General features: G+C 39.8%; 28 protein-coding genes. 22 read left to right on the top strand and 6 right to left on the bottom strand.

The genetic code is table 11. From position 1 onward, the window contains the following. The first annotated feature begins 60 nt into the window (after positions 1 to 60). The 3 genes from LJY09_RS13620 (at position 61) to LJY09_RS13610 (ending at position 1,729) form a co-directional block, all read left to right on the top strand. On the top strand, positions 61 to 768 hold the full coding sequence (locus LJY09_RS13620) for a Type 1 glutamine amidotransferase-like domain-containing protein (protein WP_154973019.1): 708 nt from the start codon (positions 61 to 63) through the stop codon (positions 766 to 768). An 84-nt stretch (positions 769 to 852) separates the two neighbouring features. Next, the gene (locus tag LJY09_RS13615; RefSeq protein WP_108674779.1) at positions 853 to 1,437 is read left to right on the top strand and encodes a hypothetical protein; all 585 of its coding nucleotides are present in this window, start codon (positions 853 to 855) and stop codon (positions 1,435 to 1,437) included. A gap of 55 nt (positions 1,438 to 1,492) precedes the next feature. Continuing rightward, positions 1,493 to 1,729: a hypothetical protein gene (locus tag LJY09_RS13610; RefSeq protein ID WP_226313298.1), complete on the top strand. Its 237-nt coding sequence runs from the start codon at positions 1,493 to 1,495 to the stop codon at positions 1,727 to 1,729. A 57-nt stretch (positions 1,730 to 1,786) separates the two neighbouring features. On the opposite strand, the gene LJY09_RS13605 is transcribed toward LJY09_RS13610, so the two are convergent. Further along, positions 1,787 to 2,452, bottom strand: a complete 666-nt coding sequence (locus LJY09_RS13605; protein WP_098999540.1) for a cupin domain-containing protein — start codon at positions 2,450 to 2,452, stop codon at positions 1,787 to 1,789. Between the two features lie 231 nt (positions 2,453 to 2,683). Here LJY09_RS13605 and LJY09_RS13600 point away from each other — a divergent pair, with 231 nt between their 5' ends. The 5 genes from LJY09_RS13600 (at position 2,684) to LJY09_RS13585 (ending at position 7,488) form a co-directional block, all read left to right on the top strand. After that, the gene (locus tag LJY09_RS13600; protein ID WP_098999541.1) at positions 2,684 to 3,514 is read left to right on the top strand and encodes a glycosyl transferase family 2; all 831 of its coding nucleotides are present in this window, start codon (positions 2,684 to 2,686) and stop codon (positions 3,512 to 3,514) included. A 139-nt stretch (positions 3,515 to 3,653) separates the two neighbouring features. Further along, positions 3,654 to 4,538 carry a superoxide dismutase gene (locus LJY09_RS13595; protein WP_098627470.1) on the top strand — a complete coding sequence of 295 codons (885 nt, stop codon included), beginning with the start codon at positions 3,654 to 3,656 and terminating at the stop codon, positions 4,536 to 4,538. A 160-nt stretch (positions 4,539 to 4,698) separates the two neighbouring features. Then, the gene (locus LJY09_RS27660; RefSeq protein ID WP_261763655.1) at positions 4,699 to 4,833 is read left to right on the top strand and encodes a hypothetical protein; all 135 of its coding nucleotides are present in this window, start codon (positions 4,699 to 4,701) and stop codon (positions 4,831 to 4,833) included. Positions 4,834 to 5,163: 330 nt separating this feature from the next. Beyond that, positions 5,164 to 5,721 (top strand): 3D domain-containing protein, encoded by a 558-nt coding sequence (locus LJY09_RS13590; RefSeq protein ID WP_045292183.1) that lies wholly within the window; start codon positions 5,164 to 5,166, stop codon positions 5,719 to 5,721. 279 nt (positions 5,722 to 6,000) lie between these two features. Continuing rightward, the gene (locus tag LJY09_RS13585) at positions 6,001 to 7,488 is read left to right on the top strand and encodes a DHA2 family efflux MFS transporter permease subunit (RefSeq protein WP_028413037.1); all 1,488 of its coding nucleotides are present in this window, start codon (positions 6,001 to 6,003) and stop codon (positions 7,486 to 7,488) included. A 32-nt stretch (positions 7,489 to 7,520) separates the two neighbouring features. On the opposite strand, the gene LJY09_RS13580 is transcribed toward LJY09_RS13585, so the two are convergent. After that, positions 7,521 to 8,201 (bottom strand): DUF421 domain-containing protein, encoded by a 681-nt coding sequence (locus tag LJY09_RS13580; protein ID WP_033579243.1) that lies wholly within the window; start codon positions 8,199 to 8,201, stop codon positions 7,521 to 7,523. Between the two features lie 158 nt (positions 8,202 to 8,359). Here LJY09_RS13580 and LJY09_RS13575 point away from each other — a divergent pair, with 158 nt between their 5' ends. From LJY09_RS13575 to LJY09_RS13560, 4 genes are all read left to right on the top strand, one after another. Next, a complete protein-coding gene (locus tag LJY09_RS13575) occupies positions 8,360 to 9,004 on the top strand; it encodes a LytTR family DNA-binding domain-containing protein (RefSeq protein ID WP_014459738.1) in 645 nt (214 codons plus the stop codon). Between the two features lie 131 nt (positions 9,005 to 9,135). After that, positions 9,136 to 10,650, top strand: coding sequence for a succinyl-CoA:acetate CoA-transferase ScpC (locus LJY09_RS13570; RefSeq protein ID WP_154973018.1), 1,515 nt, complete (start codon positions 9,136 to 9,138; stop codon positions 10,648 to 10,650). Between the two features lie 118 nt (positions 10,651 to 10,768). Beyond that, entirely contained in the window at positions 10,769 to 11,731 is a 963-nt protein-coding gene (locus LJY09_RS13565; protein WP_154973017.1) for a quinone oxidoreductase family protein, read from the top strand. Between the two features lie 104 nt (positions 11,732 to 11,835). Then, positions 11,836 to 12,612, top strand: a complete 777-nt coding sequence (locus tag LJY09_RS13560) for an SDR family oxidoreductase (protein ID WP_028413041.1) — start codon at positions 11,836 to 11,838, stop codon at positions 12,610 to 12,612. A 16-nt stretch (positions 12,613 to 12,628) separates the two neighbouring features. Here the strand turns inward: LJY09_RS13560 and LJY09_RS13555 are convergent, their stop codons facing one another. Continuing rightward, complete coding sequence (locus LJY09_RS13555; RefSeq protein ID WP_033579236.1) at positions 12,629 to 13,411, bottom strand: SDR family oxidoreductase; 783 nt, start codon at positions 13,409 to 13,411, stop codon at positions 12,629 to 12,631. A 308-nt stretch (positions 13,412 to 13,719) separates the two neighbouring features. Between LJY09_RS13555 and LJY09_RS13550 the strand changes: the two genes are divergently transcribed. Together LJY09_RS13550 and LJY09_RS13545 are read left to right on the top strand one after the other, a co-directional pair. Then, positions 13,720 to 13,917, top strand: coding sequence for a hypothetical protein (locus LJY09_RS13550; RefSeq protein WP_014459743.1), 198 nt, complete (start codon positions 13,720 to 13,722; stop codon positions 13,915 to 13,917). Between the two features lie 142 nt (positions 13,918 to 14,059). After that, positions 14,060 to 14,332, top strand: coding sequence for a hypothetical protein (locus LJY09_RS13545; RefSeq protein ID WP_033579235.1), 273 nt, complete (start codon positions 14,060 to 14,062; stop codon positions 14,330 to 14,332). Positions 14,333 to 14,361: 29 nt separating this feature from the next. Here the strand turns inward: LJY09_RS13545 and LJY09_RS13540 are convergent, their stop codons facing one another. Continuing rightward, positions 14,362 to 14,598 (bottom strand): hypothetical protein, encoded by a 237-nt coding sequence (locus LJY09_RS13540; protein ID WP_013057410.1) that lies wholly within the window; start codon positions 14,596 to 14,598, stop codon positions 14,362 to 14,364. A gap of 266 nt (positions 14,599 to 14,864) precedes the next feature. Between LJY09_RS13540 and yjcZ the strand changes: the two genes are divergently transcribed. Then, complete coding sequence (yjcZ, locus tag LJY09_RS13535; RefSeq protein ID WP_013057409.1) at positions 14,865 to 15,002, top strand: sporulation protein YjcZ; 138 nt, start codon at positions 14,865 to 14,867, stop codon at positions 15,000 to 15,002. A gap of 195 nt (positions 15,003 to 15,197) precedes the next feature. On the opposite strand, the gene LJY09_RS13530 is transcribed toward yjcZ, so the two are convergent. Continuing rightward, a complete protein-coding gene (locus LJY09_RS13530) occupies positions 15,198 to 15,398 on the bottom strand; it encodes a cold-shock protein (protein ID WP_013057408.1) in 201 nt (66 codons plus the stop codon). A 282-nt stretch (positions 15,399 to 15,680) separates the two neighbouring features. On the opposite strand from LJY09_RS13530, the gene LJY09_RS13525 reads away from it, so the two are divergent. Continuing rightward, positions 15,681 to 17,381: a pyruvate oxidase gene (locus LJY09_RS13525; protein ID WP_034268570.1), complete on the top strand. Its 1,701-nt coding sequence runs from the start codon at positions 15,681 to 15,683 to the stop codon at positions 17,379 to 17,381. A 395-nt stretch (positions 17,382 to 17,776) separates the two neighbouring features. Then, on the top strand, positions 17,777 to 19,210 hold the full coding sequence (locus LJY09_RS13520) for a MocR-like pyridoxine biosynthesis transcription factor PdxR (protein ID WP_028413044.1): 1,434 nt from the start codon (positions 17,777 to 17,779) through the stop codon (positions 19,208 to 19,210). A 204-nt stretch (positions 19,211 to 19,414) separates the two neighbouring features. On the opposite strand, the gene LJY09_RS13515 is transcribed toward LJY09_RS13520, so the two are convergent. Beyond that, the gene (locus tag LJY09_RS13515; RefSeq protein ID WP_013057405.1) at positions 19,415 to 19,615 is read right to left on the bottom strand and encodes a cold-shock protein; all 201 of its coding nucleotides are present in this window, start codon (positions 19,613 to 19,615) and stop codon (positions 19,415 to 19,417) included. A gap of 345 nt (positions 19,616 to 19,960) precedes the next feature. Here LJY09_RS13515 and LJY09_RS13510 point away from each other — a divergent pair, with 345 nt between their 5' ends. The 5 genes from LJY09_RS13510 to LJY09_RS13490 all read left to right on the top strand — a co-directional run bounded on the left by LJY09_RS13510 (position 19,961) and on the right by LJY09_RS13490 (position 24,403). After that, positions 19,961 to 20,839, top strand: a complete 879-nt coding sequence (locus tag LJY09_RS13510) for an NAD(P)-dependent oxidoreductase (RefSeq protein WP_098627197.1) — start codon at positions 19,961 to 19,963, stop codon at positions 20,837 to 20,839. A 23-nt stretch (positions 20,840 to 20,862) separates the two neighbouring features. Next, positions 20,863 to 21,657 carry a GDSL-type esterase/lipase family protein gene (locus LJY09_RS13505; protein ID WP_033579231.1) on the top strand — a complete coding sequence of 265 codons (795 nt, stop codon included), beginning with the start codon at positions 20,863 to 20,865 and terminating at the stop codon, positions 21,655 to 21,657. A 13-nt stretch (positions 21,658 to 21,670) separates the two neighbouring features. Next, a complete protein-coding gene (locus LJY09_RS13500; protein ID WP_014459750.1) occupies positions 21,671 to 22,582 on the top strand; it encodes an ABC transporter ATP-binding protein in 912 nt (303 codons plus the stop codon). Then, on the top strand, positions 22,575 to 23,555 hold the full coding sequence (locus LJY09_RS13495) for an ABC transporter permease (RefSeq protein ID WP_014459751.1): 981 nt from the start codon (positions 22,575 to 22,577) through the stop codon (positions 23,553 to 23,555). The genes LJY09_RS13500 and LJY09_RS13495 overlap by 8 nt, the downstream gene beginning before the upstream one ends. A gap of 401 nt (positions 23,556 to 23,956) precedes the next feature. Then, positions 23,957 to 24,403: a DUF6376 family protein gene (locus LJY09_RS13490; protein WP_228307231.1), complete on the top strand. Its 447-nt coding sequence runs from the start codon at positions 23,957 to 23,959 to the stop codon at positions 24,401 to 24,403. The last annotated feature ends 618 nt before the right edge of the window (positions 24,404 to 25,021 follow it).

Below are 25,021 nucleotides of genomic sequence, written 5' to 3'. Positions count from 1 at the left end.
TTGTTTGAAATAGTATGAATTTCCATTTTCTATATCACTTTTTTGAAAGGAAGAATTGAAATGAGACAAATTATAGCCATGGGCGGCGGAGGTTTTTCGATGGAGCCGGATAACTTGCTTCTGGATCAATACATACTTTCACAAGCTCATATAGATGTGCCGAAAATCTGTTTTATCCCTACAGCCAGCGGAGATGCCGATAATTATATAGAAAGGTTTTATGAAGCGTTTGAGAAGTTGGTATGTACACCGTCTCATTTATCGCTGTTTTCACCAAACTTTATAGATTTAAAAGCATATGTGCTGCAGCACGATATTTTGTATGTAGGCGGCGGTAATACAAGGAATATGCTTTCTTTATGGAAAGAATGGGAACTGGATACGATTTTAAAAGAGGCTTATGAAAAAGGAGTGATTTTAGCGGGAATAAGCGCAGGTTCGATTTGCTGGTTTGAAGAAGGCGTCACCGATTCAATGAACAATAAACTGTCTAAAATCGACTGTTTAGGATTTTTAACGGGAAGCAACTGTGCTCACTACGACGGAGAAAGCAATCGAAGACCCTCGTATCATGAGTTAATGGCAAGCGGGGAAATGAAAGAAGGCTACGCTGTAGATGACGGAGTCGCGCTGCATTTTAAAGATGAGAAGCTATCCACGTCAGTTAGCTCAAGGTCTACAGCAAAAGCGTACGCTGTTGATCGAAAAGCGAGCAAAATCATTGAACGTGAACTCCTGGTGACCTATTTGGGTGATCACAAGCAATAAATGGCCGCTTTTCATGTTTCTCTGTATAAAATGGAGCTTATTCGTACATACATAAGCAGAGATTCTATATAGGAGGGTGCTTCAGTGAGTTATAAACAATACTGGGGAAACATACATGAACAAAGCGATAAGCTGCAGGAGTTATTATCGTCGTATTGGCATCAGTACTCAGATTTCGGAAACTGGCAGTTTTGGGTGGTGGTTGCTTCGCTCGTTCTTCCTCTTGTGTTGTTGTATTTTACCGTAGATCGGACGAGGATCTTTGAGGTGTTTTTCTTCGGTTACACAGTGCACATGCTCTGGGCATATATTGATATTGCACTTGGGAGAAGCGGTCATTTAACGCACACGTTTTTTTTAACGCCGCTGCTTCCGAACGCAACGAATATTACCGCTTCTATTTTGCCGGTAGGCTTTCTGCTGCTTTATCAATATTGTACGAATCACCAAAAGAATTTTTATCTGTATACAATTCTGCTGAGCGCTGTTTTTTCATTTGGGCTAGCCCCTCTTGAACACCATTTTAAATTTATTGATTCAGGAAAAGGAATGAGCTTGTTTTATATTTTTCTGATTGATATAGGAATAACGTTAGTAGCGTATTGGGTTACAAGGCTGCTCGTAAAAGCAAAAGCCGCAGCCTATCATAAAGTAGAAAAAGAACGCTGAAAAAATGTTTTAAAATGAGTAGTTAAGGGTATACATACATTTAAGATAAATTGAGGTGAAGAAATTGTATTACTACCGTATTTCAGAAGGGCAAGGCGAAACGTACTCTGAAACAATTGTTATTCATGAAGAACAATTTGATCAAGGTACATTTGAAAAAATGGTGAAAGAAGCGATGGTCGATAAGCCTGGCAAAATCGATCAAGTGGATATTGTGAAATATTTAATTGGACATTATCATTTCCAAGTTGCATATATTGAAGCCGCTTTTCACAGTACATATACAGATTAATAACGTTATGTATTCGTTAAAAAACCCCGTTGCACTGGCAGCGGGGTTTTTTTATCTCTACCAATATCGATAGTGATAGGGATTTTGAGGAGAGTAATAAGGATTTTGAGGCGGAGGATACGTATAAGTAGGCTGCTGGTGGTGTACAGGGCCTACTTGTTTTTTCTTTTTATAGTGTTCTTTTTCTCCGCATTCGTCCGTTGGTCCAATCACGATGGTTTGATTTTTTAGCGGAGCCAGCGTTTTCTTTAGCTGCTCCGGATCTAAGCAGTACGTGTGAGCAAGGACTTCAATAGGCGTTTTATTTAAAATGTCCGATCCAAAAATATATTCCGGGTAAGGGGCGTCAAAAATGGCAAGTAAATGCGTATTGTCTTCAGACGCAATTTCCCAGTGCCACCAGCCTTGAGGGATATTGGCTACTTGACCGGGAGTAATCGGAATATTTGTGACTTCGTTGTTAAACGGATTGATTAATGAAACGACGGCTGAGCCTGAAATGCAGTAGACAAGCTCAGCGGCATTTTGGTGATAATGCGGTTCGACTACGCGGCTTTTGCTTAAGTAAATATCAAGTAATGATACATTTCCTAATGTGTTGAGCACATCCCGGCCCAATCGGTTAATGTAATTTTGATCGTTTCGCGTATTAAGTCTGTTTTTGTTCACATCAGAAAAGTATTGTACGTTTGGATTATTGTAATCCATATAGGGCGTTGACAAGGGTCTCCAGCTCCTATCCTTGAATTTTTTATGATGCTGTATCGTATGTAGAGAGTTTTATTTCGTGACAGAAGCCTAGGAGGATATGTAGGTAAGGCCTATTTTTGATAACGTGTACAAACATTTGTCCACTGATTTTCATACACTGTAACAGGTTCTTTTTTTACAGAGCCATGATCAATGTCAGACGCATAAGACGGATCATTTTAAGGAAAGTGAGTTGCAGAGCTGTTGCTTGATCAATATGAAAAGATAAATAGTACGTATGAAAAGCTGGATGAACTTCAGCTGCCGTTTGATAAGCCCATTTTAGTAGGAGTCGAGTGGAACGGAGTGCTGTTTGAGTTTTTGGTGAGATTAAAAAAAGAGTCTTCTCATTTGCTTGTGTTTGGTTCAGGAGGAGGAGCAAGTCAAGAAATGCCGGCAGGTCCTCCATATTTTCAGCGCCATTCGTGGATGAATGAATTCCAAGATTCAATTATTTATTATAACGATCCTACGCTTTATTTAGGAAAGGTATCGCTTGCGTGGGGGCAAGGGACAAGCGACCGTTTTTATTTAAAAGACATTGCGGTTTTAATTGAAAAGTTCATGAAAAAAGTACAGGTGAGTCCGTCTAATGTGCTATTTTACGGATCTTCGGGCGGCGGCTTTATGTCAATGTTTTTAGCGGGGTACGTAAAAGGAGCAAAAGCGCTTGTCAATAATCCGCAGACTTGCTTGACCAAGTGGCTGAAAACGCCGGTTCGGCAAGTGTTTAATTTATCTTATCCGAACTTGACAGAAGATGAAGTGATCGCCTCATACGGTGAGCGAATTAACGTAGTGAAGTTTTTTCGCCATATTAACTATGTGCCAAAGGTGTATTACTTGCAAAATGGGGCGTTTGAATACGATATGAACAATCACTTGTTGCCGTTTCTAACGGATTTGCAGGATATGCCAGACGACTGTGAAATTAATAATATAAAAGTGGAGCTCTATTATAACCCGAAGCTGAAGCACGCAGCTGTTAGTAAGCAAGAAACGATTGATTATGTGAATATGGCGAAGAAGATATAAGAAAAAAGGCAAGAGTTTATCCTTTAAGGAGCTCTTGCTTTTTTATGTCGAATTTTCTACCTCAATAGATACAAGTAGGAAGTTATGTTGCTTTTTCTTTTGAATATGATAGTGAAGATGAGGTGTAAGGAGGGGAAGTATGGCCGATCAAGATGAGAGAAAAAGATACTTGATGGAAGTTCAGACCTGGCTTGAACAAGTATGTGATCCTGTATTTGAAGAAGCCTTTACAGAAGTAGATATAACGTCATATATCACGCGCACGCAAGAAGACGTTCTTGAATATTTAAGTGAAGAAGATGTGAACGAATATACGTTAGAAGAAATCAATAATGCGGTACGGCACATTGATAAAATCTTAAAAGAGCGGCTTGGAGACGACGGCAGGGAGAGGGAATCGATAGCTCCGGGGCAGCATGAGCTGCCGCCGCTTGGCTATAGCTATTCAGCTCTTGAACCGTATATTAACCGGGAAATTATGCGTCTTCATCACAGCAAGCATCACCAAAGCTATGTCGATGGATTAAATAAAGCAGAGCTCATGCTGCAGCAAGCCCGTAACACAAACAATTTTGACCTCATAAAACATTGGGAACGGGAAGCTTCTTTTCATGGCTCCGGTCATTATCTGCATACAATCTTTTGGGAAATCATGAGTCCAGAAGGAGGAGGACGACCGAGGCGCCAGCTGCTGCAGCAGCTTCAAAAAGACTTTGGCAGCTATGAGAAGTTTATGATGCACTTTTCTCAAGCCGCTAAAAAAGTCGAAGGTGTTGGCTGGGCAATCTTAGTATGGTCGCCGCGTTCGCGAAAGCTTGAAGTTCTGCAAGCTGAGCGCCATCAGCTTCTCACGCAGTGGGATACGATTCCGCTTCTTGTATTAGACGTATGGGAACACGCATATTATTTACAGTACAAAAATGAACGTGATCCATACGTTGATAATTGGTGGAAAATCGTTTACTGGCCGAATGTAGAAAAAAGGTTTGAGGCAGCTAGAATGCTTCAGTGGCAGCCGTATTAACAAGTATTGCAGGTATTTTAATTTCAAATAAAAAGGCTATGATAAAAGCATTTTAGTTGAAGGGAAATCCGAACGATGAATTGAGATTCTTGATGGAGAATCCAACGCGTTCGGATTTTTTATTGTTATGGCGGTTGATATATGTATACGCTTCTAGCAGTTGATTGGAGGGCAAGACGAAGACTCCTGTAGAAATAGTGGAATAGATGAGACCCCGCAGGAGCGCAAGCGACGTGGAGGCTCATCGGCCATCCGCGGAAAGCGAAGTCTTGCACGGAAATCAACTGCGGTGTAAAAAGTGATTTATATTAAGATCCTTTAACGCATTTATTAATTTTAAATAAACTATGTTCTAAATAACTAATTTAAAATAAAGTATAAGCCTCTAGAACCAGTTAAATGTTACAAATGAAATAATCTAATATCAACGTGTGTAAAAGCACCGTTATATGCCTAAATATGTATGTTTTTGAAGAGTAAAGGTGATTAATTTACTAGTTTAAAAGGAAGAATCTTTATTTTTACTGTAACTAAACTATCAAACTATTGACATGTTAATGAAATATAACTGTAATATTCATGTGTTATTTTTTATGTATTGGTAGATAAAGGGGAAATCAATTACATGAAAAAGACAATGATTACGTTCAGTTTAGTTCTAATGTCACTGTTCGGTGTGGCAAGTGGTGCATCAGCTGCAACAAATACATATACAGTAAAAAGCGGAGATTCGCTATACAAAATTGCAAAGACATATAAAATATCGGTTAGTCAGCTGAAACAGTGGAATAACTTAAAGTCAGACAGCATTCATCCGAAACAAGTATTAAAAGTATCTCAAGTAAAATCAAGCACGCCTGCTAAAGCAGCGCCTGCGAAGTCTTCAAACGTGGTGAAAGAATTTAAAGTAACAGCAACAGCGTACACAGCGAACTGCAAAGGCTGCAGCGGAAAAACGGCGATTGGAATCGATTTAAAAAAGAATCCAAATCAAAAAGTTATTTCTGTCGATCCAAAAGTGATTAAGCTTGGTTCAAAAGTATACGTAGAAGGTTATGGCACGGCAATCGCAGCTGATACGGGCGGCGCGATTAAAGGAAATAAAATTGATGTTCTTCTTCCTTCTCAAAAAGAAGCGTTAAAATGGGGAAGAAAAACAGTAAAAGTTCAAATCTTAAAATAAGTATTTCTTAAGGAAATGAGAGCCTTCGTTGAAGGGCTCTCATTTTTTTCTTCATTAAAGGGCATGCTACTTTATATATACTGATGGAAAAGTTTTACGAAAATGATCATATTTGTTGACAAATATTTCGGAAACGGATATATTTATTCGGTATATAATTAAGTTCATTAAATATTCGTGACATAAATTAATAGAATGAACACATAAACTATATTCTTAACCTGTTTGTCATCTGAAGATTTACATACAGATAATTTTAAAGGGAAAGGTCTTGTTAAAATGAATACACAAACACAACAGTCCGATCAAGCCCGAACTCGGTCTATTTTTGGCGTAATGATAATGGGAGCGCTCGTCGCTTTTTTAAATCAAACGCTAATTAACATTGCGCTTCCGCAAATGATGGATCATTTCCATGTAACGGCGGCTACGGGGAACTGGTTAACAACCATCTTTATGTTAGTAAACGGAATTGTTATTCCAATTACAGCATTTTTAATGAATCGATTTACGACAAGGCAGCTGTATATTACAGCAATGGGTCTGTTTACAGTAGGAACACTCCTTTGCGGTATCGCACCGACATTTTCTGTTATTTTAGTGGGACGCGTCGTGCAAGCTGCAGGAGCAGGAATTTTATTTCCGTTAATTACAAACGTTATTTTTACGTTATTCCCGCCTGACCGACGCGGTTTTGCGATGGGGATTTTTGGAGTAGCCATGAACTTCGCACCGGCAGTAGGGCCGACACTTTCTGGTTTAATCGTTGAGCACTACTCATGGCGTGTTTTATTTTTTATGATGTTTCCAATTGCACTTATCAACGTAATTGCGGCTATTATTTTAGTGAAAAACGTAACGGAAACAAGCCGACCTAAGCTAGACGTGCTTGGCGTTATTTTATCAACAATTGGATTTGGCGGCTTACTGTATGCGTTCGCTACGGGCGGTACAAAGGGGTGGACCAGCACTGAAGTATTAGCCATGTTCATTGTAGGCGGTATTTCAATTCTGTTCTTTATTTTCCGTCAGTTAAAAATCGATCAGCCGCTTCTTGAATTCCGTATTTTCCGTTACCGTATGTTCACGCTGACAACAATCATTAACGTGATTGTGACAATGGCAATGTTTTCAGGTATGATTTTAATGCCGATTTATATGCAAAACGTACGGGGCTTCTCACCGTTTCTTTCAGGATTGCTGCTACTTCCTGGGGGAATTGTAATGGGGATTATGTCTCCGATTACAGGAAGGCTGTTTGATAAGTTCGGCGCAAGATGGCTTGCTGTTATTGGTTTAGCAATTACCGTTGTGACAACATATGAATTAACAAAGCTTGAAACAACCACAACATTTATGTATGTCATGATTGTCTATACTGTTCGTATGTTTGGGATGTCACTGCTCATGATGCCGATCTTTACAGCAGGATTAAATGAGCTTGCGCTTAGCTTAAATAAATACGGTACCGCGATGGTTAATACGCTTCGAATGGTTGCCGGAGCTGTAGGAATGGCGTTCTTTGTATCCATTATGATGAATCAAGGTGAAAAACACGTGAAAAACATCGTAACGAATCAGCAAATTTTGCCGACAGATAAAGGCAGTATGGCTGAAGCTGTGAACCAAGGTACAGCAATGGGTATTAACGATGCGTTTATGATTGCAACGATTTTAAGTGTGATCGCGTTTGTGTTAGCCTTCTTTATTCGTAAAACATCACCAAAAGAAGATACCATTACAAATCGTGTAAAAAAAGCAAGCTAATAAAAAATCCGTGCCTTTTGGTACGGATTTTTTTATGAGTTAAATTTGTCTTTTTTATAGTCAATGTAAAGCGATCCGTCTGACTGAACCTCAGCGTAAAAGACGTCATCAATTGATTTGACTCCCGCTTTTTCGAGCTGCTTATGCAGCCAGTTATGATCTACATGCAGGTCCTTCAACGCATCTTCATTCGCTTTTCCGTCGTAAATAACGCCGGTTGAAGTGGGAAATAAAAGCGTTTTTGACCACGCGTTTGGCTTTTTATCTTGTTTTTGCATAACGGAAAGATTTCCATTGATTTCTAATATGGCGTATTCGACATCTTTTATGGAAAATACGTTTTGCTGCCTCAGCATGCCTAAAAGAGATTCAATATCTAGCCGCACTTGTTTTAACGCCTTTTCCATCACTTTTCCTTGCTTAATCACAATTTTAGGCTCACCGGTAATAAGATGCCGTGCTTTTTTCGATTTCATTCCAATATAGCCCATAGCGATTGTTAAAAATGTCCATCCTAGCAGTGAATAAACTCCTTTATCAATCTCTACTCGCTTATCAGTGGAAAGGGAAGAAGCAATATTACCAATCGTAATCGCCGTAATAAATGTAAATACATTTAACTGGCTGATTTCTGTTTTTCCCATGAGCCGCGTTAAAAGAAGCAGCACAAAAAATGAACAGGCGATTCGAAACGTCGATTCAGCATAGCCCATACATTTCACCCTTCCTTCATTTCATTGTTTTATGTTGTGAAAAAATAGAAATTTTATGCAGTTAAAAGGATAAATTCCATGCTTGTCTCCCAATCGCTTTTGCTTTTGCGCTACAATAAAGAAGCAACGTGTTTAACTAGACAAAAGAAGGTGAAACCATGAAACCATTTAAAGCCTCAGCCCTACTAGATGTTATCAGTGAATTGTTCTCCGATGAAGCGTCGATTGCCGTTTCAGATCTAGAAACGTACGTGTATTACCGAGCAAGCAAACGAATTAATTTGAAAATCAGCCCTGGAGATCAAATAAAAAAAGGAACGATTACATATAAAGCATTAGAACGAAAGCAAAAAGTATCGGAATTTATTCACCGAGACGTGTTCGGCACACCTTACTACGGCATGGCCGTGCCTTTTTTAGATGAAGGAGATGTTCAAGGATGCGTAACGGCGATTTTTCCTGCGTTAACGAGCGGAAAGTCAGTTGTGACGTTAAAGGTGAACGAAGGATGGATACCGGTTCCTTTCTCAAAAATCATCTACGTAGAAGCGCGTGACCGAAAAACCTATGTGTACGCACAGAAGTATACGGGTACGCATAAATACACGTTAAATGAATTTGATTATGTGCTTCCAAAAGAAGAGTTTGTGCGCTGTCATCGTTCCTTTATCGTCAATGTGACGCAAATTCAAGAAATTTATCCTGATACACATTCAACCTTTTTATTAGTGATGAACAATGGAGAAAAAATTCCGGTCAGTCAGTCGTACGCCAGTTATTTTCGAAAGCTGCTTGGGTTTTAACCGTCATTTAGCTTCATTATCATCAAATATGCTGTTTTGTCGCTATTTTTGTCCATTTCATTCCAAAAACTCTTGTGGACGCTTTCTTTACAGTAAAATGGTAAAAAGAGCAAAAACAAGGAGTGAAGAGAATGGAAAACGTACGTAATCGAATTAAGCATGAAGCATTACAGAATCGCGTTGTCTCTGCTGAAGAAGCAGCGTCTTGGATTCAAGATGGAATGACGCTTGGTCTAAGCGGTTTTACACGCGCGGGCGATGTCAAAGCTGTGCCGTTTGCGCTAGCGAAACGAGCGGAAACTGAGGCAATAAAAGTCAGCGTGTATACCGGTGCTTCACTTGGGTCAGATGTGGATAAGCTATTTGCAGAAAAAGGCATGTTAAACAAACGCCTGCCGTTTCAAGCGGATCCGACGATGCGTAAAAAAATTAATGAAGGTGAATTTCAGTTTATTGACCAGCATTTATCGCATACTTCTGAATGGGTGCGTTCAGGCGTGTTAGATTCAATAGATTTCGCTATTTTGGAAGCGGTTTCTATCACAGATGACGGAATGATGATTCCAACAACGTCAATCGGCAATTCAATGGTGTTTGCCGAGCATGCAAAATCAATTATTATTGAAATAAACACAGCGCAGCCAGAGCTGTTAGAAGGTATTCACGATCTGTATGATCCGGGCGCTCAAGGAAAGCGAGATGCAATTCCTTTGAAAAAATCCGATGATCGTATTGGTTCGTTAGGCATACCAATTGATTTAGATAAAGTAAAGGGTATTGTATTTACAAATCAGCTAGATTCACCGTCTACAATTGTAGCACCTGACGAAGAAACGGTTGTGATGGCTCAAAATTTGATTTCATTTTTACGCCAAGAAATTACAGAAGGGCGATTAACTGAATCGCTTGCTCCTTTACAATCTGGAATTGGATCTGTGGCAAATGCCGTTTTCCACGGTTTGTTAGATTCGGAGTTTCATGATTTAGAAGTATATTCCGAAGTATTGCAGGACGCCGTGTTTGATTTATTTGACGCAGGAAAAGTTACGTTTGCTTCCTGCTGCTCGATTACGCTTTCAGCGGATAAAATGGAACAAGTTTTCTCTAATTTTGAAGCCTATCGAGGTAAACTTATTCTTCGTCCGCAGGAAATTTCAAACCACCCAGAGATTATTCGTCGTTTAGGGCTGATTTCCATTAATACCGCGCTAGAACTAGATATTTACGGAAACGTCAATTCCACGCATGTGATGGGAACAAAAATGATGAATGGCATCGGAGGTTCAGGGGATTTTGCCCGAAATGCGCGTCTCGGCATTTTTGTAACAAAATCCATTGCTAAAAACGGGGATATTTCAAGCATAGTGCCGTTTGTTTCACATGTTGATCATACGGAACACGATGTGGATGTCATTGTAACAGAGCAAGGATACGCAGACTTACGCGGACTCGCTCCAAGAGAACGGGCAAAGCGCATTATTGAAAATTGTGCACATCCAATGTATCGCGATCAGCTTATGGCGTATTACAAAGAAGCGCTCACGCGAGGCGGCCAAACACCGCACGTTCTTGAAAAAGCCTTTTCTTTTCATACGTCTTATCAAAAGAATGGAACGATGCGAGAAGTTGTAGCGCAAACAAAGTAAATGAACGCTTTGTCTCATGAGGAGACAAAGCGTTTTTTGCTGAGTAAGAAACTTGTGTTTGTTATCTCGTTGAATTACGATGAAAGGGAATACATAAAGAAAACGAGGTAACTTATATATGAAAGCATTAGTATTTGAAAGATTTGGAGGACCTGACGTTCTTCACTATCAAGATATACCAAATCCCTCTATTGGTCCAACAGACGTACTAGTAAGAACAAAAGCAATTGGACTTAATTTTGCGGATGTGTACCGAAGAAAAGGGAACTATCACTTAACGGGTACACCTCCATATATTTTAGGATATGAAGGAGCAGGTGTGGTAGAAGAAGTAGGAGCAGAAGTAAGTCACGTTAACGTAGGAGACCGCATTGCGTTTGCTGACGTTCCTTTTGCAAATGCAGAGCTTGTTGCCGTGCCACAGGATAAAATAATTGCTGTACCTGACGATATTTCGTTTGATGCAGCTGCTTCTGTGCTTTTGCAAGGGTTAACGGCTCACTATTTAACACAAGACAGCTACAGCATTCAGCCGGGTGATTATGTACTTGTTCACGCAGCTGCTGGAGGTGTAGGGCAGCTTTTAGTTCAAATTTCTAAGCTGTTAGGCGGACAGGTTATTGGCTTAACGTCATCTTCTGAAAAAGCAAAAGCAGCGGCTCAAGCAGGGGCTGACTATGTCTTTTTATACGAAGATAACTGGGTGGAACAAGTGAAAGAAGTAACGAAGCGAGGCGCAGATGTTGCCTACGAATCTGTAGGGGTTACGCTAGAAAAAAGCTTTGAAGCCGTAAAAACAGGAGGAACCGTAGTGTTTTACGGAATGGCAGGAGGCGATCCGGCTCCAGTGGATCCGCGTATGCTAATGGATACCTCTAAAACGCTTACAGGAGGAGATCTGTGGAACGTGCTTGTATCTTATGAAGAACGCAAAGTACGCTCACAGCAGCTGTTTGAGTGGGTCAGCAAAGGTCAGCTTGTGCTAACTGATCCTGTGGTATTTGACTTAAAAGACGGGGCGAAAGCACATGAGCTTCTTGAAAGCCGAAAAAGTACAGGTAAAATTTTGTTAAGACCGTAAAAGAAAAGCCCTTTCGTCAAGGGCTTTTTTCCGTTAGTAAAGGAGAAATCAAGGAGCTGTCTAATATATATAGTAGAGAAGTAGAGTAAAAGAGGTGAAGGTCGATGAAACATGCATTAATTACGGCAGGTCATAAAGGTATTGGCAAAAAAGTAACAGAACAGTTTCTGAAAAAGCAGTATTCCGTTACCGTCCATTTTCGCAGTGATAAAAATAAAGTGCGAGAACTGCAAGAAGAATGGCATCAATATAGTGATAACGTACAGTTTGTAGAAGGAGACATAACAAATAAAGAAGATATTGAATATGTCGTTGCGCAGGCTATGGAGCGGTTTGGACGTATTGATGTTTTAATTAATAATGCAGGTCCGTATGTATTTGAAAGAAAGAAATTAATAGAGTACACAGACAGTGAATGGTATGAAATGGTGGAAGGGAATTTAAGCTCTGTTTTTCACTTTGTTAAAGCTGTTGTTCCTATTATGAAAAAGCAGCAGTTTGGAAGGATTATTACATACGGTTTTCAAGATGTAGAGCATACCCCTGGATGGATGGACCGCGCGGCTTTTAGTGCCGCTAAGTCAGGGCTGGCTTCTCTGACCAAATCGCTTGCTCTAGAAGTAGCTGAATACGGGATTACGGCCAATATGGTCTGTCCCGGAGATATTGTAGGAGACATGAAAGAAAGTGATATCATAAAAGCAAGATTACTAGAAGACAAGGAAACGCCTGTGGGCCGATCAGGTACGGGAGAAGACATTGCGCGTATTATTGAGTTTCTTTGTGATGAAAACTCAGATATGATTACAGGCAGCATTATATCTGCTTCGGGTGGAGTAGACGTTGTTCATAAAAGCAAAAAACAAGCCCCTGGCAGATAATGCAGGGGCTTGTACGTTACAGCAGCGATTCTCCGCCGTCAATAAACATTTCACTTCCGGTAATATGTTTGGACGCGTCAGAAGCTAAAAAGGAAATTAAATCTGCTACTTCTTCAGGCTTAGCCGAGCGTTTAGCAAGCGGCTGATTGCCGTTTGGATATTCAATTGGAATCGCGACTTCTTTTAATTTGTCTTCTTGACGGAATGTATTGCTTTCAATATTTGTATCAACTGCTCCTGGACAAATGACGTTAACCCGTATTCCGTATGTAGAAAGTTCAAGAGCTGCCATTTTGCCGAAGGCCATTTGGCCAGCCTTTGAGGAACTGTATGCGCTCATGCCGATGTTTGAAAATGTACGGTTGCCGTTAATCGAGCTAGTAATAATAACGCTTCCTCCCTGAGCTTTTAAATAAGGAATAGAATGCTTCACGGTTAAAAAAGTACTCGTTAAATTTGTATCAATTGTTTTTGTCCAATCTTCTGGTGATAGTTCTTCAATAGAAGAAAACGTACCGTTGATGCCTGCGTTAATAGAAACAATATGTAATTGACTCCATAAGCTGCTAATCGTTTCGATACTTTCTTTTATACTTTCAGAGTCAGATACGTCTGTTTTAACGGCTATACACTCTCCGCCGCTCGCCATGATGGTCTCTTTTACTTCTTGTAATTTTTCTTCCTCTAAGTCTAAAAGAGCAACGCGCGCTCCTTGTTCAGCTAATGTGATGGCTGAAGCGCGTCCAATTCCAGATGCCGCTCCCGTCACAAGCGCAACTTTTCCAGTTAATGCAATCATTTGTAACCCCTCCATATAAAAATGTTGTTTCCTTTCTTTAACCTATAAGAAGGAAATAAAAACCTCTTTTAAACTATTTGTGTTTAAATTTGCTAAAAGATGCCAAAAGGAAAAGAGAAAACAGCGGCGAATTATTAATATGACGCCAGAACACGAAAAAGGCTAAGGTCAAATGAGCTTGCTTGAGTAGCTAAAGATATACTCTGTCTTTTCAGAAGAATGTTTATATAAAATTTTACATCAGAGGGACTTGCAAATCGTTCCTTGAAAGCTTACACTAGTAAAGCACAGAAAAAGGACGGTGTTTTATGAAGAAGAAAGATAATGTGATTCCATTCCCGCAAAGAAGGGAAGCAGCTGCTTATGTTCCCGCTTCTATTAGCTTAGATAAGGATATTGTGGAGTTTTTAGAAATTATGAATTTTGAAGATCGAAATGATTTTTTAAATGAAATGATTGATTCATTTTTTAAATATGTAAAAGGTGAAGAAGACGAAGTAAGATAAAAAGTAACGTAAAGACATCCAAAGAGATGTTTTTTATTTTGTGACCAACTGCTTAAAATGCATGCTTAAGCCTCGTATAGTTATTTATGGTATAGTATACATTAGATACTATCTAGCAGGTGCAAATGCGAGGAGTGATAAGATGAGTGGATTTAAAAAAGACATTCGTGCCGGATCTGAAGAACCACACTCACTAGAACAATTAAAGCATGAAATGGAGCAAAGCCTGTGGAATTTAAGAAAAGATTTGCGAAATGAAAATCGTTCGGAAACGGAAATGGAAATGATTAAAATTTCGCTGCTGTCACTATTTGAGGAGCAGGCCAATAATTTGAGCAAAACGGAGCTCTCTGATTACCTTGCGGACTATCACAAAAGAGTCGAGCAATTATTCGACAGGTATAGCTATAAATAAGACAAGCATCCTTGTGGGGATGCTTGTTTTTATTTGAGCAAAATTCGCTTGTATTCGTTGCGTTTCAGAGGTTTGGATACATATCCGTCAGCTTCTAGCTGATAAATAATGGTGGCAGCTGCATATACGCTAAAGGCATGATCAAGACCAAAGTAGTCTTGCAAGGCGGCGACGCTCACTTCCTCTTGAAAGATTTTACTGCGGTTCGATAAGACAATAGGGTAGACGTTTTTAACGATTTGCTTTGAAATTTCGAGTGTTAACATATTGAATCCCTCCTGTGTGAGTGTACATAACTAAAGGTATTCAGCGCATTGTACATTCATGAAAAAGGGAGCGATTACATTTTTAAAAGATAAAGAAAAGAGGAGTAAATGCCCATAAAATCAGATATTTTATCACTTTGTGGAACTTGTTTGAGAAGCTCAGTATTTTAGTGTATGACAAACATTTTCAAAAGTTCTATGGAATTATTAGGAGCAATTTAACTAAATCCACATATCTTAAAGTATAGCAAATGGAGGTGAAACACATGGGATACTACGGAGGTTACGGATACGGTTGTGGTTATGGCGGCGGTGGCTGCGGCGGCGGTTTCGCTTTAATCATTGTACTTTTCATCTTATTAATCATCATCGGCGCTTCTTGCTTCGGCGGCGGCTGGTGCTAATTATTAAAAAATGAGGACGATGCAACATCCACACTTTATTTCTTCAACTATTTCTTCCACAAAAGGTCTCTTCGGAATGAAGAGACTCTTTTAGTTTACTATTTATAATAACGTGTACAAACTACATGTTAAAAAAATTTATGCGTAGCTCTACATAAAAAAAGACTCTGACTAAAATCAGAGTCTTTTTACTACTTATGCTTTTTGAACGTTAGCAGCTTGAGGTCCGCGTTGACCTTCTTCAACGTCGAATGTTACAGCTTGACCTTCGTCTAAAGATTTGAATCCTTCGCTTTGGATTGCTGAGAAATGTACGAATACATCGTCGCCGTTTTCGCGCTCGATAAATCCGAAACCTTTTTCTGCGTTAAACCATTTTACTGTACCTTTTTCCATGAATGTTGCCTCCTCGTGTGCTATGCACACATTGTATTACTATCCTTGCTCATGATCAAAATCTTTAAGACGAAAGTATTCACCTATCGATTGTTGCCGAACAAAAATAATTCTTCTTATAGAATAGCAAAAGATAATGATAATTGCAAGGAATGAAGAAAATTTAACGAAGATGTTGTCTTCCTTTAACGAAAGAAAACGAAAATTATACGACTGAAAATAAGTAAGAAAGAGCGTATCAGGTCACACTATCTCTATATATAAGAAGAAAGGGGTAGTCATATGTTTAAACAAAAAGCTGGAGAAAAACTGATTGAACTGCTAATTGAATGGGGCGTTGATCATATTTACGGCATGCCGGGAGACTCCATTAATTCAATTATTGAACCGCTTCGCAAAGCCCAAGATAAAATTAAGTTTATTCAAGTGAGGCATGAAGAAGCGGGAGCTCTCGCAGCAGCTGCATATGCGAAGTTAACGGGTAAAATCGGTGTATGCACGGCTATTGCCGGACCGGGAGCAATTCATTTACTAAATGGCTTATATGATGCCAAATTAGACAAAGCGCCCGTTTTAGCACTTACGGGGCAAGTAGAATCAGATCTCATCGGCAGCGATGCGTTTCAAGAAATTAATTTAGAGAGAATGTTCGATGATGTGGCTGTATATAACCAGCGAGTCATGTCCGCTGAGCAGCTTCCGACTGTTGTCAATCAAGCGATTCGAACAGCGTATGCTAAAAAAGGTGTGGCTGTGTTAACCATTCCCGATGATATTCCTCGTTTTGAAGTTGGATCAGAAGCACGAGAAACATCAAGCATCATTGTCAAGCAAGACATTTTTCCCCATAGAGAAGATCTTGAAAAAGCAAAAGATTTGATTGGTAAAGCGGAAAGCCCGGTTATCCTAGCCGGTCGAGGCACACATGAAATGAGAGAAGAGCTGCTTGCATTTGCAGAAAAAATCGCAGCACCTATTGTCCTTACGCTTCCTGGAAAAGGCGCAATACCGGATGAGCATCCATATTGTCTCGGAGGACTTGGATTAATCGGGACAAAGCCAGCGTATGAAGCGATGCAAGAAGCGGATACGCTCATCATGATTGGGACGTCCTATCCGTTTACAGGCTTTTTGCCAGACCATGCGAAAACGATTCATATTGATATTGATCCTGCACAAATTGGCAAAAGATATCCTGTAGATGCGGGGCTTGCAGGAGAAGCGAAAGCAACGGTTCAGTGGTTTTTAGAAAATGTGGGCCGCTCAGAGCATCGCCAGTTTTTAGAGCAAAGTCAAGAACGTATGAAAAAGTGGTGGAATCAACTTGATAACCAAGAAGCCAAAGAAAGTGTACCTATCAAGCCTCAGCGAGTGATTCGAGCGCTTCAGCACGTAGCGGATGATAACGCGGTCTTGTCTGTAGATGTAGGAAACGTCACAGTATGGATGGCGCGTCATTTTCGGATGACAAATCAGCAGTTTGTGATTTCAAGCTGGTTAGCCACTCTCGGATGCGGGCTGCCGGGCGGAATTGCTGGAAAAATTGCTTATCCCGAGAAGCAGGTGTTTGCGGTGTGTGGAGACGGCGGCTTTGCGATGACAATGGCTGACTTTATTACAGCTGTTAAATACAATCTTCCGCTAGTCGTAGTGCTATTTAATAATCATAAAATCGGCATGATTAAATTTGAACAAGAAGTAATGGGAAATGCTGAATTTGGGACAGATTTAACAAACCCGAATTTTGCTAGGTATGCAGATATCTGCGGAGGTGTTGGCTACCGAGTAGAAAAGGAAGACGAGCTGTTGCCGGCTTTTGAAAGTGCAGTTAGACAGAATAAACCGTGTATTATCGATGTAATCGTTGATGCAAACGAAGCGCCTATGCCAGCAAAAATAACGCTTGGGCAAGCAACAGGGTATGCCAAGCACATGGTGAAAGAATTGTTTCAAGAAGGCAAGCTAGATTTACCGCCTTTATAAAAAAATAGGCTGTGACGAAAGTAATTTAGTTGAAGAAAGATCCGAACGATGAATCGAGATTCTTGATGGAGAATCAACTTCGTTTGGGTTTTTTTTATTGGCATGGTGAATGTAGTTTTCATGTATCCCATTTGTTCGTCTTCAGATTGGACTGGTGTGGTTATGTCTCAATCTCTTTTTCATGGTGAAATTCATTCAATGTGATTAACTATAAAATTATTATGTAAACTAAAATACCTAAAAATAAAAAATAGCTACTATTATAATTTTTGATAAAGTGGATGAGCAAAAAAACGCCGAATTGGATGGTCTTTTTTTATAAAACTGCTTTAAGATAAGAGAGATAAAGGATAAACTACTAATTAAGAAAGTTTAAATGTAAGGACTGACGCCGCATGAACTGGAGACCAGATCGCGCTAGCAAAAAAGCGATTTATAAACAAATTGCAGAATATATTGAAAGCTGTATTTCATCGGGAGCTTTTCCACCGGATTCTATGCTGCCATCAGAACGAACGCTTGCCGCTGAGCTCAACGTGAACAGAAGCACGGTAGTAGCTGCTTATGAAGAGCTGCAGGCACTTGGAATCGTAGAACGTAAAAAAGGAAGCGGCACGCGAGTTAGTTCGAGCATCTGGGGAATTTCCCGAAAACGCATTCCAAACTGGGGGAGATATGTAGAAGACGGTTCATTTTTGCCTAATTTACCGCTCGTACAGCGAATCAGAAGCGAGGCTTTGCGAACAGATTTTGTGAACTTAGCCAGCGGAGAGTTAGCTCCTAGCTTATTTCCAAGCGAAGATTTTCAGCAAATATTAGCGGGCATGCCTTTTAATGAACATTTAGGCTATGATCATCCCCACGGCAATGAACGTTTGCGCGATGCTATTGCTGCTCATGTTTATGAGTACCGGAAAATCTCCACTGACTCCAATTCTATTCTAATTACATCAGGTGCACAGCAAGCACTTCATTTGATTGTGCAGTGTTTGTTAAAACCAGGGGATGCAGTAGCGATTGAAGATCCATCCTATAGCTATTCACTGCCGCTCTTTCAATCAGCAGGTCTACGAACGTTTTTACTGCCTGTAGATAAAAATGGAGCCAACCCGGACGACTTAGTAGAATTACATAAAAAGCATCGCATTCGAATGATTTTTTTAAATCCGTACTATCAAAACCCGACCGGTATTGTGTTATCAGAAGCGCGTCGAAAGCGGTTTTTAGAGCTTTCTTCAGAATACGGCATTCCGCTTATTGAAGATGATCCCTATTCACTCACGGCATTTGACGGAAATGTACATCAAACGCTGAAATCGATGGACGAGAATGGAAATGTCCTCTATATCAGCTCGCTTTCTAAAATTGTTGCATCAGGCCTTCGAATTGGATGGATAGTGGGGCCGGAGCAAGTAATTCAGCGCCTGGCAGACGCTAAGCAGCAAATTGATTTTGGTCATAGCATCTTTCCGCAGTGGATTGCTTATCAATTCTTAGATTCTCCTACGTTTTCTTCTCATATTGAAAAGCTTAGACAAGAGCTCAAAAAGCAAGAGTATGCCCTGTCGTCGAGTCTGAACGAATTGCTTGGATCAAAAGTATCTTTCGATTCGCCTCAAGGCGGGATTCACTTATGGTGCAAAGTGAATCAGCCGGTCGATGACTATCGTCTATTGGAAGAATCGCTTAAAAAAGGAGTGGCCTTTGTCCCAGGAAGCGTGCTGAGTTCTCAAAGCGGAGCTATTCGCTTTACATTTGGCAGAGGGGAAGAAGAGGTTATTCGAGAAGGAATTAAACGATTTGCGAGCGCCCTAGAGAGTCTGGAATAGCTATAAACATAGGTAAACGTGCCGGATGAAAGTTTTATTTTATTATTTCGTATAGATTGTTATGATCTTGTGCTATACTAAGAGTACCATTAACTTTACTTCTGTATTTGTACCGACTGGCCCTGTTGAAAAACAGGGCTTTTTTATGTTTGTACACAAAAAAACAGATCCTTTAAAGGATCTGTTTCTGATATGTTGTGTTTCTTATGCTTTTTGAACGTTAGCAGCTTGAGGTCCGCGTTGACCTTGTTCTACGTCAAATGTTACAGCTTGACCTTCGTCTAAAGATTTGAAGCCTTCGCTTTGGATTGCTGAGAAGTGTACGAATACATCGTCTCCACCTTCGCGCTCGATGAATCCAAAACCTTTTTCTGCGTTAAACCATTTTACTTTACCTTGTTCCATAATTGTTGCCTCCTCGTGCGGACTCGCACATTGTGGTACTATTCTTGCTCAAATCTAAAGACGAAAAGTGACAATACTCATACATCCCCACCGAACAAAAATAATTCTCTTATATCTTAGCAGAAATTTCCTATGCTTGCAAGCGCTTTATTTAAAAACTATCCGTATTTTTTTGACAAGTTTTTCATAAGACACGTCTAAAAAATGTCACATTTTGAACATTTTAGAAAGGCTATTCTTTGTATTCGCTTTTACTGTAGTTATATAATAATGAAAATATGGTTTTTCTAAAGGTAGAAAACAAGTATAAATGTACATACTGAGCGCTGAAATGGAGTGGTAAAGATGAAAGTGGGTTTAATTGGTTTAGGAAATATGGGATTACCGATGGCGGAAAATATGATAAAAGCGGGTCATGAACTTGTGATTTATAACCGAACTGCTTCAAAGGCGGAAAGTCTTGTGAAAAAAGGAGCAAAGGTTGTAGAGACACCTGCCCAAGCAGCACAAGAAGCGAATCTTGTCTTTACGATTCTTTCCAATGACGAGGCTTTAGAAGAAGTAACGATGTCACAAGACGGTATACTTGCAGGCCTCCAAGAAGGCGGTATTCACGTTTCTGTGAGTACTATTAGCGTAGATTTGTCCGAAAAATTAACAAGCGCACATGCTGCATCAGGACAGCATTTTGTTGCAGCGACCGTTTTAGGGCGCCCCGACGCAGCAGCTGCTGCGGCTCTCAAAGTAATAGTTGCAGGTAATAAAGAACCAAGAGAGCACGTTTGGCCGCTGTTTGAAGCGATTGGTCAAACTATTTTTACTGTAGGAGACGAGCCTTACTTATCAAATGTAGCTAAGCTTGGCAATAATTTTTTACTAGTATCGATGTTAGAAGCTGTTTCTGAAGCAGTAGTCATGGTAGAGCAGTACGGGATGCAAGCGGAGCAGTTTCTTGAAGTGGTTAACAGCTTATTTGCATCTCCTGTGTATAAAAATTACGGCAATTTAATTGCTAAAAGAGACTTTGATCCAGCCGGATTTAAGCTGGAGCTTGGATTAAAAGATGTAAACTTGGCTATTGATGCAGCCAAAAAAGTGTCCGCGCCGCTTCCGTTAGGAGAGCTTGTGAAAGGTCATTATGAACAAGGAATTGAAAATGGCTGGGGTCATTTAGACTGGTCGGCGTTACTAAAAACAGTTGAAGCTCTAAAAAAAGATAACTAAAAAGACGAAAAGGAGTGCAGCCAGTGAAAGCGAAAGGAAAGTGGGTATGGATCGTATCCTTTATTTCAATTATTTCGTGTCTGCTGTTTGCAGCAGGGCTTGGAATGTCTATTTATGATTATGTTAGCGCCTCAAAAGCTACTGTAAAAGAAATGCCAAAGCCGAAGCAAGAAACAAGCAGCAGTAACAAAAGTACCAAAAATTATACGATTGTTGCTTTAGGAGATTCACTGACAAGAGGAACAGGAGACGCAGCGGGGAAAGGATACGTTGGGTATTTAAAAGATAACCTTGAAGAAAAAACGAAGAAAAAAATCCTCTTAAGTAACTTTGGAATAAAAGGTCAAACGTCTTCGCAGCTAGCAAGTCAAGTAAAGCAGCAGCAAATTCAGCGACAGATTAAGTCTGCAGACACCGTGCTGATTACGATTGGCGGAAATGACTTATTTCAAGGTGGACAAACGCTGCAAAACTTAAATAAAAACAATATTCAAAAGCTAGAAAATGACTATTTAAAAAACGTAGACAGCATCTTAAAAAGCATCCGTTCGGCAAATAAAGACGCGACGATTTTTTTAATTGGTTTGTATAATCCGTTTAGTAACCTGCAAGATGCAAAAACGACAACGGCTATTGTACGAGAATGGAATTATAAAAGCAGCGAATTAAGCGCTAATTATAAGCAAACTGTTTTTGTTCCGACCTTTGATTTGTTTCAGTTAAAGGTAGATGACTACTTATATACTGATAAGTTTCATCCGAATGCAAAAGGCTACAAGCTGATCGCAGAACGTGTAGCATCGCTTATTACGTGGTAAGGGAGGGAATGATATGAGTGAAGTAACACTTTCCGTAAAAGGACTGAGAAAAGTAATAGGAAAACGTGAAATCATCAAAAATATTGATTTTGAATTAAAAAGAGGCGAAGTGTTCGGTTTTTTAGGACCCAATGGAGCCGGTAAAACGACAACGATTCGAATGCTTGTCGGCTTGATTCGCCCGACGGCTGGTTCCATTTCTATCTGTGGATACAGCGTATCAAAGCAGTTTACAAAAGCGATGGAGCATATCGGCTGTATTGTTGAAAATCCTGAGCTGTATCCATACTTAAGCGGCTGGGAAAATCTGCAGCATTTTTCACGTATGATTCCTTCTATGACGGAAGAACGCATTCATGAAGTTGTGGCATTAGTTGGCTTGCAAGAGCGCATCCACGACTTAGTTCGCACGTATTCGTTAGGCATGAGGCAGCGTTTAGGAATTGCGCAAGCGCTTCTCGGAAAACCAAAAGTGCTCATTTTAGATGAGCCAACGAACGGACTCGACCCATCTGGGATTCGGGATATGCGTAAATTTATTCGCTTTTTAGCTGAAAGTGAAGGCCTAAGCGTCTTAGTATCGAGTCATTTGCTGAGCGAGATTCAGCTGATGTGTGACCGAGTAGCGATTATTGCAAAAGGAGAAGTTATTCACACAGAATCGGTGAAGACCCTGTTAACTCAGCAGGAGCGCTTACTGTGGAAGCTAGATCCGCAGCCAGCGGGAATAGACGTCTTAAAACAAGTGACGGACTTTGTGCAAGTGCAGGGAGAATATGTCACGACGTTTTATGAGGAAGCTGAAGTGGGAGAGTGGAACAAACAGCTCATTCAAGCAGGAGTAACGGTAAAAGAAATGAACCGAAAGCTTCCGACTCTTGAAGATTTATTTATCGAAATGACAGGAGGCGAATCGATTGATTAGTTTGGTTCAAAATGAAATGATCAAGCTCGTTCGAAAAAAGCGCCTGTTAATCGTTACCCTTATTATGGGCGTTTTGATTTCCATGTTCACCTATGCTCAGCTTCGCGAAACGCAGCGCCTTCAAGAAAAGCTAGGAACGACCGATTGGCGCAGTACGCTGCAGCAAGAAATTATCGATACGCAAAACCGGCTGAGCGGAAGCCAAATTTCAGATGATTGGCGCAAGCAGCTTGAAATTCGCGTGGCGCAGCAGCAGTATTACTTAGATAACGATATTAATCCTTCGGAACCAGGAGCCCCAACGTTTGTGCGAGGGTTCATTGAAAACGCCATTCAGCTTTTGCTGCCGCTAATGATTATGATTATTGCAGCGGATTTAGTGTCTTCAGAATACAGCTTGGGATCCATCAAGGTACTGTTGACGAGGCCTGTGAAACGGTGGAAAATCCTGCTTAGTAAATACATCACGCTCGTCATGTCCGTCTCGTTTTTAATTTTAATGTTTGGCGTTTTGTCGTATCTCATTTCTGGCGTTGTATTTGGATTTAAAGGCTGGACAGCGCCTATTCTTACGGGATTTAGCGTGCAGGGCAATGATTTGAATACAGCGGACGTTCATTTAATTTCGCAGTGGAGATATATTTTAATGGAATTTGGCCTTGCTTGGTTTGTATCACTGGTGGTTGGGACGCTTGCTTTTATGCTGTCCGTTTTAATTAAAAGTACGGCTGCTGGCATGGGGGTGATGCTTGCTTGTTTGATTGCAGGTACGATTTTAAGCAGTATGGTTTCTTCGTGGAATTCAGCTAAATACTTGTTTATGGTCAATTTAAATTTAACTTCTTACCTGCAAGGCACAGCTCCTCCGACTGAAGGAATGACACTAGGATTTTCCTTAGGTGTTTTAACCATCTGGGGACTTGCCGGGCTGCTCGTGTCGTTTCTGGTATTTACCAAAAAAGATGTGTATTAATTCCATATAAATAAGTTGACGATAATCAGGAACATACGTTATGATTGTGTTAACAAAAAATGCTGTTTTGCTCAAAGGGGAGTAGCTCTTGCAGTAAAGTCGTCATTTCGAGATTATTATCTCCGGCTTTATTGACAATGCAAATTGTTAGCGAGACCTTTGCCAATGTTGCCATTGGTAAAGGTCTGGATACAAACACCTTTACCACATATGGTAAAGGTGTTTTTTGTTATTTCAAAAGAAGAGAGGAGCTTAAAAATGTCAAAACTATCGAGACTGTTAAAAAGCCCCGCTGTAAAAAAAGGAATAAAAAAAGCTGTACCGATTATTATGAAAGAGTTAAAGAAACGAAAATCGAAAAGAAGATAGCAGAAAAGAAAATAAGAAAGGTTGAGTGCTAAGTGAAAAAGTGGATGCTGGTCATGTCAACTGCTGTTCTCTTTATGGTCGGCGGCTGTTCTTTTCTTGAAGATACAAGCAGTACGTTGAACTACGCAAACAATGCGAAAGATTACGTGAGTGAAGCTCAAAAGTTTGCTGAAGAAATACCGCCTCTAGCGGAAAAAGCTGTTAATGACGATGAGGCAATAAAAAAGCTCGAGCAAAAGCTGCAGGAAATGAAAGGGAAAGCCGAAGAATTTAATCAAACCAAAGCTCCTGACATCGCTTCTGATGTGCACGATCAGCTTGTTCAGCAAAACGAAAAAATCATTAGTGGAATTGAAGCGTATGAAGCCAATATAAAGGATGGCAGCTTCAATCCAGAAGCGCTAAAAAACCGTGAATTGTTTCAATCAATTCAAGATGTATCAAGTATTATGAAACAAATTAAAGAATTAGGTCAGTAAAAAAACAAACCTGGGACAAAAGTGTGCTAATTGAAGAAAATCCGAACGATGAATCACGATTCTTGATGGAGAATCAACTTCGTTCGGATTTTTTTATTTGTAGGGTGAACGTATGTTTCATGTGTATAGATGCTTTAGATTGGATTGATATAGTAGGTATGCCTTATAATTCAACCTCGTTTCCATGTTATAAATGTAAAATTATATAAATATATCTATTTATTAGAAGACAAAACCTTCTCTTTCTTTTTTATATCTACGAAATTTTGTTAGAAGCTGTGACAAACTTAATGTCTGCTTTTCATATCCTATGTATAGTACATATATACACACCGCTTGAAATAAATTTTTTTTGAATGAAAAGAGAACGTGGGAACGTTGATGTATTAGGTAATAAGGCTCATTTAAAAAGGAGGGTTCATCCAATTAATAAAACTATAGTCCTTTGTTTTAAAGAGAGAAACTAAAAAAATTTTTTCGGTTTACAAAAAGTTAATAAAACGCATACAAATGGTTTACTAAAAAATCAAAAAATTTACATCCTTTATAAATCTTTTCTGCTATACTATTTTTGAACAGTTGCTAGATTTATAGCGATGATAACTTACTTGAAAGGTG

The sequence above is a fragment of the Priestia sp. J2 genome, from assembly GCF_020790095.1.
GTDB lineage: Bacteria > Bacillota > Bacilli > Bacillales > Bacillaceae_H > Priestia > Priestia zanthoxyli.
This window is presented reverse-complemented; position numbering and strand designations above follow the sequence as displayed.